Consider the following 11,442-nt stretch of genomic DNA (forward strand, 5'->3'; position numbering starts at 1 on the left):
AGATAGAAAATGATAGGTGGTAAAATAGATGGATTATTTAGAATGGAGACATGTGTTCAAACTAGACCCCGCTAAAGATATTTCAGATGAAGCACTAGAAAGAATTTGTGAATCAGGTACAGATGTTATTATAGTTGGCGGAACAGACGGTGTAACTTTAGATGGTGTATTAGATTTACTTGTTCGTGTAAGACGCTTTGAAGTACCAATAGCGCTTGAAATTTCTGCGATCGATTCAGTAACACCAGGTTATGACTATTATTTCATTCCAACCGTGTTGAATAGTGACGATCCAAAGTGGATTAAAAATTTACACCATGAAGCAATTAAAGAATATGGAGATATTATGGTATGGGATGAATTAGTCGCTGAAGGTTATTGTATTTTAAACCCGACTTGTAAAGTAGCAGAAGTAACGAATGCAAAAACTGATTTATCCATTGATGATGTTGTTGCCTACGCACGTATGGCTGAAAATTTCTTTAGACTACCTGTATTTTATGTAGAGTATAGCGGTACTTATGGTGATATTGAGGTTGTAAGTGCTGTTAAAAATGAACTGAAAAATACGCGACTGTTTTACGGTGGTGGCATTACATCTGCTAAGCAAGCAGCAGAAATGGCAAAATATGCAGATACAGTAGTAGTTGGTAATATTATTTACGAAGATTTAAAAGCTGCACTTGCGACTGTTAAGGCTGTTAAAAATAATATATAATGTAAGAACAAACGTTTGTAAGGCGGTGCGGAATGGAGCAGTTAACGAAAAACTTATTAGCAGGTATGAACCCTGAGCAGGAAAATGCGGTCAAAACAACTGAAGGACCGCTTCTAATTATGGCGGGTGCTGGATCAGGGAAAACACGTGTATTGACACATCGTATTGCATACCTAGTCATCGAAAAAGAGGTATATCCGTCAAAGATTTTAGCCATCACATTTACAAATAAAGCTGCACGTGAAATGCGAGAGCGTGTAGATGGCATTCTCGGTAACGGAACTGGCGATAGTATGTGGGTATCGACCTTCCACTCAATGTGTGTGCGAATTTTACGACGCAATATTGATCAGCTAGGGATATCACGTAACTTTTCAATTTTAGATTCGACTGATCAACTATCAGTTGTTAAAAATGTTATGAAGGATGAAAATATTGACACGAAGCGTTTTGAACCACGTGCGGTTTTAAATGCGATTAGTTCAGCAAAAAACGAATGTATAGCTGCGGACGATTATGCAGGTCAAATCAATGAAAATAATCCTTACGAAAAAACGATTGCCCGGGTTTATAAAGGTTATGAAAAAAGACTACGACGCAATCAATCGCTCGATTTTGATGATCTAATTATGACAACTATTACATTATTCAAGCGTGTACCAGAAGTGCTTGAATATTATCAAAATAAATTTCAATATATCCATGTAGATGAATATCAAGATACGAATAAATCTCAATATTTACTTGTTCAGATGCTGGCCAAGAAATTTAAAAATATTTGTGTTGTAGGTGATTCAGACCAATCGATTTATCGTTGGCGTGGTGCGGACATTGGCAATATTCTTTCATTCGAAAAGGATTATCCAAGTGCTAAGGTCATTATGCTTGAGCAAAATTATCGTTCAACAAAACGCATCCTACAAGCAGCAAATGACGTCATTCAAAATAATACAACACGTTATCCAAAAGAACTGCGTACAGAAAATGCAGAGGGTGAAAAAATCGTATTGTACAAAGCGTATAACGAGCAAGAGGAAGCACAATTCGTTGTACAAACAATCCAGAAGCATATTCAAAAAGAAAATCGTTCATTTGATGACTTTGCGATACTCTATCGGACAAATGCTCAGTCTCGTGTGATGGAGGAAGTGCTTGTTAAGTCTAATATGGCTTATCAAATAGTTGGTGGTACTAAGTTCTATGATCGTAAAGAGATTAAGGATTTACTTGCCTACTTGCGCCTTATTGCCAATAATGATGATGATTTATCACTTGCACGTATTATCAATGAACCAAAGCGCAGTATAGGTGCAACCTCCTTTGAAAAAATGGCGCGCTATGCGATTGATCAAGAGCGCTCTATTTTTGATGCCATGAATGATCTTGTATTCATGGGACTTACAGGGAAGGCCGCTAATTCAGCTGAACATTTTTATGCGATGATTAAAGGTTTTACAGAGATGGAAGAATATTTATCGGTGACAGAAATTGTAGAGCAGGTCATTGATAAATCTGGTTATCGTGCAATGCTACAAAACGAAAAGACGATTGAAGCAGAAAGCCGCTTAGAAAATATTGAAGAGTTTTTATCAGTAACAAAGGCTTTCGAGGAGCGTAGTGAGGATAAGAGCTTAGTTGCCTTTTTAACAGATTTAGCGCTAATTGCGGATATTGATGCACTTGATAAAGATGATGCATCGAAGGGTAACATTATTTTAATGACGATGCATGCCGCAAAGGGCTTAGAATTCCCGATCGTCTTTATCATTGGAATGGAGGAAAATATCTTCCCACATTCTCGTTCACTTGATGATATGGATGAAATGGAAGAAGAACGTCGTCTAGCATACGTAGGTATCACTCGTGCAGAGGAACGTTTATATTTAACGAGTGCACAAAGTCGTACGATTTTTGGTCGTTCTAGCTATAACAATGTCTCACGTTTCTTAGGTGAAATTTCAGAGGATATTACAGAATCGGTGTCCAAAGGTGGTACGAAGCCTGAAGTTCCGTTTGCCTCTAGTAATCGTTCAACAGGCGGCTATCAAAAACGTACACTTGGAGCAATTCAGAAAACACAGCCTGCAACAGCTCGTATACAAACAACTGGTGGAGACCAATTTGGCTGGAAGGCTGGAGACAAAGCGATCCATAAAAAATGGGGAACAGGTATGGTTGTGAGTGTAAAAGGTGAGGGTGATAGTACAGAGCTGGATATTGCCTTTCCACAACCTGTTGGTATTAAGCGATTACTAGCACAATTTGCACCTATTGAAAAAGGGTAACCGGGGGAACATAAATGAACGAAATTGAACAGCGCATTGTGGAATTAAATAAATTGTTACATGAATACGGTCATGCCTATTATGTGTTGGATAAACCTGTCGTAGCAGATAGTGTTTATGATCAATTATTACATGAACTTATTGCATTAGAGGAAGCGAATCCGTCACTCATTTACCCAGATTCACCGACACAGCGTGTTGGCGGAGCAGTGGTAGAAGGCTTTAAAAAGGTGACTCACGATTACCCTATGCTAAGTCTATCAAACGCTTTTAATGAAGAAGACTTACGTGAATTTGACCGTAAAGTACGTCAAGCAATCGGTGATAAATTCTCTTATGTTTGCGAGCTGAAAATTGATGGTCTTGCCATTTCTTTAAAATACGAAAATGGCGTTTTTATACAAGGAGCAACGCGAGGAGACGGTGTTGTAGGGGAAGATATTACAACCAATTTAAAAACGATTCGAGCAATACCACTTCGATTGAAGGAACCAATTACAATCGAAGTACGTGGTGAGGCGTATATGCCTAAAAAATCATTTGAAAAATTGAATTCCCTACGTGCTGAAAATGGAGAAGAATTATTTGCTAATCCGAGAAATGCAGCTGCAGGCTCTTTACGCCAGTTAGATCCTAAAATAGCAGCAAGTCGTCAGCTATCGACCTTTATTTATGCCATTGGGGGAGATGGAGAGGCATATGAGATTGACGGTCATGCAGAGATGCTTGATTATTTAGAGGGACTAGGTTTCCCATCAAACAAAGAGCGTCAACGCTGCTCAACGATTGAAGAGGTACTAGCCTTTATCGAAAAATGGACTGAAAACCGCCCGGATTTAGCCTATGAAATTGACGGCATTGTCATTAAGGTGGATCGCTATGCCCAGCAAGATGAGCTTGGTTATACAGCAAAGAGTCCACGTTGGGCAATTGCTTATAAATTCCCTGCTGAGGAAGTAGTTACAACATTACTTGATATTGATTTAACGGTTGGGCGTACAGGGGTTGTTACACCAACTGCTATTTTATCGCCTGTTCAAGTGGCAGGTACGACGGTTCAACGTGCATCATTACACAATGAGGATTTAATTCGAGATAAAGATATTCGACTAGGAGATACAGTCATTATCCGAAAAGCCGGAGACATTATCCCACAAGTTGTAGGTGTAATACTGGAGCAGCGCCCTGAAGACGCAGTTCCGTATGAAATGCCCGAAAATTGCCCTGTTTGTGAGAGCGAACTTATTCGTATTGAAGGAGAAGTGGCCTTACGTTGTGTAAATCCTGCATGTTTTGCACAAATCGCGGAGAGCATTAAATATTTTGTATCGCGTAATGCTATGAATATTGACGGTCTTGGTGATAAGGTCGTTGAGCAATTATTACGTGCAGATTTAATTCATGATGTCTCTGATTTGTATCACGTAACGGAGGAACAGCTTGTCGAGCTTGAGCGTATGGGAGAAAAATCAGCGGCGAATTTAGTCAATGCTATCCAAGCTTCCAAGGGAAATTCGATGGAGCGTTTACTAATTGGATTGGGTATACGACATGTTGGTGAAAAGGCAGCGAAAATTGTTTCAGAGGAGTTTGGAACAATGGAAGCGGTGATGGCAGCAACAGAGGAGCAACTCGTGGCGATTTACGAAATTGGTGATAAAATGGCTTCATCACTTGTTGAGTATTTTTCAAATGAGGATGCACGTGCAGTCATTGGGCGCCTAGCTGAAGTAGGTGTCAATATGACGTATAAAGGTAAAAAGATAGAGGTAGCTGTAGGAGATAATCCTTTTGCAGGTAAAACAATCGTATTAACTGGTAAACTTGAGCAATTGACACGTAACGAAGCAAAGGTGAAAATAGAAGAGTTAGGTGGAATTGTTACAGGTAGTGTCAGCAAAAAAACTGACCTTGTCATTGCAGGAGCAGATGCGGGTTCTAAACTAACAAAAGCCGAGCAGTTAGGTATTGAAGTTTGGAATGAAGACAGCCTGATCGAACAATTTAATATTGTGAAATAATGGAAAATATCAGACTCGTCACCAAAAGTTGTAGGTGACATTTGTTAAAATATACCTTATATAATTGGAGTGGGGGCTGGGCGACTCCTTGGGGATTAGCGGTAGAGGAACGAAGGCTAAAAGCATCACGTCCTGTGATAACGCCTTCGTGACCAACATCGTGTTGGCCCGAGACCCTGCAGCGCAGCGAAGCGGCTCATCGGACGCCCCTAGGAAGCTCTGCGCGAAAGCGAAGCGTCAGCGGCAAATGTTTTATCTGTGCGAAAGCGAAGCGGCAGCAACAAAGCGCCCAGCGGCAAGCGCCCAGCGCCCAGCCGGAACGGAAATCACCCCTACGTTATGGTGATAATCTAAATATTATAGTAAAGTAAGATGAATTGTCCGTCCTTTCCACAGGCAGGTATGAACAAATTCGTCAAGCAAAATCTGAACATCAGTAAAGGAGTACTAACATAATGAAGTCATTTCGACTCATTCCAGCAATTATCGCTGCTGCAATGCTAGTCGGCTGTGTGCCTTCTGATAAGAAGGAGACAGAGCTAACACAGGAGACGCAACAGGAAAAAGCGGAAACAACAATTATTCCAAGCTTACAGATTGATGAATCATATTATAGAACGCTAATACCTTATAAACAAAGTGCTAGCAGAGGGTTAGTAGTTTCAAATATGTTTACAAAATATGATATGAAGGAAGTTGAAACAGGTTTAATGCGTCTGTCTCAAAATGAGTTTGACACAGAAAACTACTTCTTCCAAGAGGGGCAATATTTAGCGGAAAGCACAGTGACAGACTGGCTTGCCCGTAGTTCACAAGCGAAGGAAGGTTTAAATCCTCCAACGACGGACTCAATGCCAGCAGAAGAACGTGCAACAAAGGCCCCAATCTATTTATCACATATTGTTGAGCAAAATTATTTAACAAAAACTAGTGATAACAAAGTAAAATTAGGCGGGATTTCAATAGGGCTTTCCTTAAATTCTATTTATTACTATCAAAAAGAAAAATATGGGGAATACTATGAGAAACCAATTTCGGAGGCAACACTGATTGAGCAAGGGAAGAAGATGGCCGCAGAAATTGTGTCCCGCCTAAGAACCCGTGATGAATTGAAAGATGTACCGATTGTTGTAGGCTTATTTAAACAAAAAGCGCGCAATGACATTATTCCAGGAACGTATTTTAGCTATGGCGTAGCTAAAGCTGGACAAAACGACGTAGCTGATTGGAAAGCTATGGATGAAGAATATGTACTGTTCCCAACGAGTGAATCACAAGATGTATACCGAGATGTTAGCAATAACTTTAAGAACTTTAAACAAGATGTAGATAAATATTTTTCAAACTATACTAGTGTGATAGGAACAGGCTTCTATCAAAACAAAAAAATTCAAAAGTTATCGATTGAAGTACCAATCCAATTCTTTGGCAAGCTTGAAATTACAGGCTTCACTCAATATTTAACAGGTGTTCTTATCAATCAATTTGATAACATCAATGTTGAAGTAAGTATCACCTCAGTTAACGGTCCAGAGGCATTAATCGTAAAGAATGCCAACGAAAAAGAACCTTACGTCCATATCTATTAAAATATAGTCAGCCTTGTGCTGACTATATTTTTTGTGGGAAGAAAAATGAGATTGGATAATATTTGTTGGAAGAAATCGGAGTGATGGATAGACTCTTTTAAGCGACGGATAGAAAAGCGAAAGTGACGGAAAGATACGTCAGAGCGACGGATAAAGTTCTCGAAACGACGGATAGAAAAAAGGGAGACGGAAGGCCTCGCCGAAGTGACGGATAGAAGAGCAAAAGCGATGGAAAGATTCCCCGGAGCGACGGATAAAATCTTCGAATCGACGGAAAGAAAAAAGGGCGCCGGAAAGCTCCACCGAAGTGACGGATAGAAGAGCAAAAGCGACGGAAAGATTCCCCGGAGTGACGGATAAAATCTTCGAATCGACGGAAAGAAAAAAGGGAGACGGAAAGCTCCACCGAAGTGACGGATAGAAGAACAAAAGCGACGGAAAGATTCCCCGGAGCGACGGATAAAATCTTCGAATCGACGGAAAGAAAAAAGGGCGCCGGAAAGCTCCGCCGAAGTGACGGATAGAAGGGCAAAAGCGACGGAGAGATTCCCCGGAGCGACGGATAAAATCTTTGAAACGACGGATAGAAAAAAGGGAGACGGAAGGCCTCGCCGAAGTGACGGATAGAAGAGCAAAAGCGACGGAAAGATTCCCCGGAGCGACGGATAAAATCTTCGAATCGACGGAAAGAAAAAAGGGCGCCGGAAAGCTCCACCGAAGTGACGGATAGAAGAGCAAAAGCGACGGAAAGATTCCCAGGAGCGACGGATAAAATCTTCGAATCGACGGAAAGAAAAAAGGGCGCCGGAAAGCTCCGCCGAAGTGACGGATAGAAGAGCAAAAGCGACGGAAAGATTCCCCGGAGCGACGGATAAAATCTTTGAAACGACGGATAGAAAAAAGGGAGACGGAAAGCTCCGCCGAAGTGACGGATAGAAGAGCAAAAGCGACGGAAAGATTCCCCGGAGCGACGGATAAAGTCATCAAAACGACCTCGACCCGATAAATAGAAGAGAGCACAGCACACAATCCATGCCCTACTTCTGAAAAGCGAAGTCTATAAGAAGGACTCTAAAAACAGTCCCTAAAGACGACACTTCGTCATAGTAGTGAAAGTTTCTTTATTTTTGGTGAAAGTTGTGATTTTTAATATGAAAAATGTTATGATTATTTGCATGGTTAACTTTATTCAACCCTATTGTTATCGACAAAAGCAATGAATTGAATGAGTATTCGGAGGTGTGAAAAATGGCAAAATTAACAAAAGAAGAAGTTAAGCACGTGGCAAATTTAGCACGTCTTGCAATTACGGAAGAGGAAGCAGAGAAATTTGCTGAACAGCTTGGTAAAATTACAGACTTCGCAGAGCAACTAAACGAGTTAGACACAACGAATGTTGAACCAACAACTCACGTTTTACCACTAGTAAACGTAATGCGTGAAGATGTGGCAACAAAAGGTTTAGACCGTGAAGTAATGATGTTAAACGTAAAAGAACAAGAAGATGGTCAAGTAAAAGTACCAGCTATCATGTAATACTAAAACATAGGAGGATTCCTCATGACGTTATTTGAACGTTCAGCAAAGGAGTTACAAGCTGATATTAAAGCTGGTAACCTAACAATCGCTGATTTAACAAAAGAAGCATACGAACGTGTGGCGAAGCTTGACGGCGATGTACAAGCTTTCCTTGCTTCAAACGAAGAAAAAGCAACTGCACAAGCAGCTGAAATGGATAAAGTGCCATTTGAAGAGCGTGGACCACTTTTCGGTCTTCCTATCGGTGTTAAAGACAACATCGTTACAGAAGGCTTAGAAACAACTTGTGCTTCTAAAATTTTAGAAGGCTTTATGCCAATTTACGATGCAACAGTAGTTAAAAAGCTACGTGAAGCTGGTATGGTCACTATCGGTAAATTAAACATGGACGAGTTTGCAATGGGTTCTTCAAATGAAAACTCATACTATAAAACAACAAAAAATCCGTGGAATTTAAACCACGTACCAGGTGGATCTTCAGGTGCGTCTGCAGCAGCAGTAGCAGCAGGTGAAGTACCATTCTCACTTGGTTCTGATACAGGTGGTTCAATCCGTCAACCAGCGGCTTATTGCGGTGTTGTAGGGATGAAGCCTACATATGGTCGTGTATCTCGTTTTGGTCTAGTTGCATTTGCATCTTCTTTAGATCAAATTGGACCAATTACACGTAATGTTGAAGATAACGCCCTTTTACTTGAAGCAATCGCAGGATTAGATGCAAACGATTCAACTTCAGCAGACGTAGAAGTACCAAACTACGCAGCAGCCCTTACAGGTGACGTAAAAGGCTTACGTATCGCTGTGCCTAAAGAATTCCTTGGTGAAGGTGTTGGCGAAGCAGCACGTCAATCTGTGCTTGATGCATTAGAAGTATTAAAAGGCTTAGGTGCTACAGTAGAAGAAGTATCGCTTCCTCACTCGAAATATGCGCTTGCAGCATACTATATTCTTTCTTCTTCTGAAGCGTCTTCTAACCTTTCTCGTTTTGATGGGATCCGTTATGGTTTCCGTGCAGAAAATGTTAATAATTTGATGGACCTTTATAAAGAAACACGTGCACAAGGCTTTGGCGATGAAGTAAAACGTCGTATCATGCTTGGTACTTACTCGCTAAGTGCAGGTACGTATGATGCTTACTACAAAAAAGCTCAACAAGCACGTACACTTATCAAAGCAGACTACGACAAAGTATTTGAAGACTTTGACGTAATTATTGGCCCAACTTCTCCAACACCAGCATTTAAAATTGGTGAAAACGTCGATGATCCAATGACGATGTATGCAAATGATATTTTAACGATTCCTATGAACTTAGCTGGTGTGCCAGCCATCTCAATCCCATGTGGTATTGAAAATGGTCTACCACTAGGACTACAAATTATCGGTAAATATTTCGATGAAGCAACAATTTACCGTGTAGCTCATGCTTTTGAACAAGCAACGGAGTTCCATAAACAAGTTCCTCAAATTTGGGAGGGAAAATAACATGAACTTTGAAACAGTCATTGGTTTAGAAGTACACGTTGAGTTAAAAACAAACTCAAAAATCTTCTCACCAGCACCAGCTCATTTCGGTGCTGAACCAAATACAAATACTACAGTTATCGACCTAGGTTATCCTGGTGTCCTACCTGTACTTAATAAAAATGTTGTAGATTTCGCAATGCGTGCAGCACTTGCACTAAATATGGAAATCGAACAAGAAACAAAATTTGACCGTAAAAACTACTTCTATCCAGATAATCCGAAAGCATATCAAATTTCTCAATTTGATAAGCCGATCGGTAAAAACGGCTGGGTTGATATCGAAGTAGATGGTTATACAAAACGTATCGGTATTACACGTCTTCATATGGAAGAAGATGCTGGTAAACTGTCTCACAGTGGCGACCACTCTTTAGTTGACTTTAACCGTCAAGGTACACCACTTGTAGAAATCGTTTCTGAGCCAGATATTCGCACACCAAACGAAGCGTATGCGTATCTTGAAAAAGTAAAATCAATCATCCAATATGCAGATGTTTCAGACTGTAAAATGGAAGAGGGATCTTTACGTTGTGATGCCAACATCTCAATCCGCCCATACGGTCAAGAAGAATTCGGTACGAAAACAGAGCTTAAAAACCTGAACTCTTTCAACTATGTTCGCCGTGGTTTAGAGCACGAGGAATTACGCCAAGCTGATGTCCTTCTTTCAGGTGGGGTAATTGATCAAGAAACTCGTCGTTTCGATGAAAAAACAGGTAAAACAATTCTTATGCGTGTGAAAGAAGGAACAGACGATTATCGTTACTTCCCAGAGCCAGACTTAGTTCGTCTATCAATCGATGATGAATGGTTAGAACGAGTAAAATCAGAAATTCCAGAGCTACCAGATGCTCGTAAAAAACGCTATGTTGAAGAATTAGGCTTAACACCATATGATGCAGGAGTTCTTGTTATTTCAAAAGAAATCTCAGACTTCTTCGAGGCAATGGTAACTAAAGATGCGGATGCAAAGCTTTCAGCAAACTGGCTTATGGGTGATGTTTCTGCCTATCTAAACGCAGAACAAAAAGACCTTAAAGATACTGCATTAACACCAGAAAACCTTGCAGAAATGGTGAAATTAATCACTGACGGTACAATTTCTTCTAAAATCGGTAAAAAAGTATTTGCTGAATTAGTAGAAAAAGGCGGTTCTGCAGGAGAAATCGTTAAAGCAAAAGGTTTAGTTCAAATTTCTGATGAAGGTGCATTACTTGCTATCGTTACAGAAGTTCTAGACAACAATGCACAATCAATCGAAGACTTCAAAAACGGTAAGGATCGCGCTATCGGCTTCTTAGTTGGTCAAATTATGAAAGCTACTAAAGGTCAAGCGAACCCACCAATGGTCAATAAATTATTACAACAAGAAATTGCAAAACGTTAATTGCAATTGCAATAGAGGGCCAAGAGAGCAAATTTGTTTTCTTGGCTTTTTATTTTAAAAAATTAATACATACTAAGAATCTTTAGGGCATTTAATCGGGGATAATTTATGTTAAAACATATGTTATGTGGATAAGTTGATTGGAGTGGAGACTGGGCGACTCCTTGGGGATCAGCGATATAAAGGAACGAAGGCTAAAAGCATCACGTCCTATGATAACGCCTTCGTGACCAACTTCGTGTTGGCCCAAGCGGCTCATCGGACGCCCCAGGAAGCTTTGCTCTGTGCGAAAGCGAAGCGACAGCAACAAATGTTTTAACTGTGCGAAAGCGAAGCGACAGCAACAAATGTTTTAACTGTGCGAAAGCGAAGCGAC

At 40.4% G+C, this 11,442-nt stretch carries 10 protein-coding genes; all 10 read left to right on the top strand.

The features are described from left to right. The first annotated feature begins 28 nt into the window (after positions 1-28). The 10 genes from pcrB (at position 29) to ACFCYJ_RS24405 (ending at position 11,385) form a co-directional block, all read left to right on the top strand. Positions 29-718, top strand: a complete 690-nt coding sequence (gene pcrB, locus ACFCYJ_RS24360; RefSeq protein ID WP_376078130.1) for a heptaprenylglyceryl phosphate synthase — start codon at positions 29-31, stop codon at positions 716-718. 32 nt (positions 719-750) lie between these two features. Beyond that, on the top strand, positions 751-3,003 hold the full coding sequence (pcrA, locus tag ACFCYJ_RS24365) for a DNA helicase PcrA (RefSeq protein WP_376078132.1): 2,253 nt from the start codon (positions 751-753) through the stop codon (positions 3,001-3,003). Between the two features lie 14 nt (positions 3,004-3,017). Next, the gene (gene ligA / locus ACFCYJ_RS24370; RefSeq protein ID WP_376078135.1) at positions 3,018-5,024 is read left to right on the top strand and encodes an NAD-dependent DNA ligase LigA; all 2,007 of its coding nucleotides are present in this window, start codon (positions 3,018-3,020) and stop codon (positions 5,022-5,024) included. Between the two features lie 88 nt (positions 5,025-5,112). Then, a complete protein-coding gene (locus tag ACFCYJ_RS24375; RefSeq protein WP_376078138.1) occupies positions 5,113-5,370 on the top strand; it encodes a hypothetical protein in 258 nt (85 codons plus the stop codon). Between the two features lie 109 nt (positions 5,371-5,479). Then, complete coding sequence (locus tag ACFCYJ_RS24380) at positions 5,480-6,613, top strand: CamS family sex pheromone protein (protein ID WP_376078140.1); 1,134 nt, start codon at positions 5,480-5,482, stop codon at positions 6,611-6,613. A 571-nt stretch (positions 6,614-7,184) separates the two neighbouring features. Then, the gene (locus tag ACFCYJ_RS24385) at positions 7,185-7,343 is read left to right on the top strand and encodes a hypothetical protein (protein WP_376078141.1); all 159 of its coding nucleotides are present in this window, start codon (positions 7,185-7,187) and stop codon (positions 7,341-7,343) included. Positions 7,344-7,861: 518 nt separating this feature from the next. Next, the gene (gene gatC / locus ACFCYJ_RS24390) at positions 7,862-8,149 is read left to right on the top strand and encodes an Asp-tRNA(Asn)/Glu-tRNA(Gln) amidotransferase subunit GatC (protein WP_010857153.1); all 288 of its coding nucleotides are present in this window, start codon (positions 7,862-7,864) and stop codon (positions 8,147-8,149) included. Between the two features lie 24 nt (positions 8,150-8,173). Further along, entirely contained in the window at positions 8,174-9,637 is a 1,464-nt protein-coding gene (gatA, locus tag ACFCYJ_RS24395; protein ID WP_376078144.1) for an Asp-tRNA(Asn)/Glu-tRNA(Gln) amidotransferase subunit GatA, read from the top strand. A gap of 1 nt (position 9,638) precedes the next feature. Beyond that, complete coding sequence (gene gatB, locus ACFCYJ_RS24400; RefSeq protein ID WP_376078147.1) at positions 9,639-11,066, top strand: Asp-tRNA(Asn)/Glu-tRNA(Gln) amidotransferase subunit GatB; 1,428 nt, start codon at positions 9,639-9,641, stop codon at positions 11,064-11,066. A 127-nt stretch (positions 11,067-11,193) separates the two neighbouring features. Further along, positions 11,194-11,385 (top strand): hypothetical protein, encoded by a 192-nt coding sequence (locus ACFCYJ_RS24405; protein ID WP_376078150.1) that lies wholly within the window; start codon positions 11,194-11,196, stop codon positions 11,383-11,385. Positions 11,386-11,442: the final 57 nt, after the last annotated feature.

Source organism: Lysinibacillus sp. NPDC056232 (genome assembly GCF_042267565.1).
Lineage (GTDB): Bacteria > Bacillota > Bacilli > Bacillales_A > Planococcaceae > Lysinibacillus.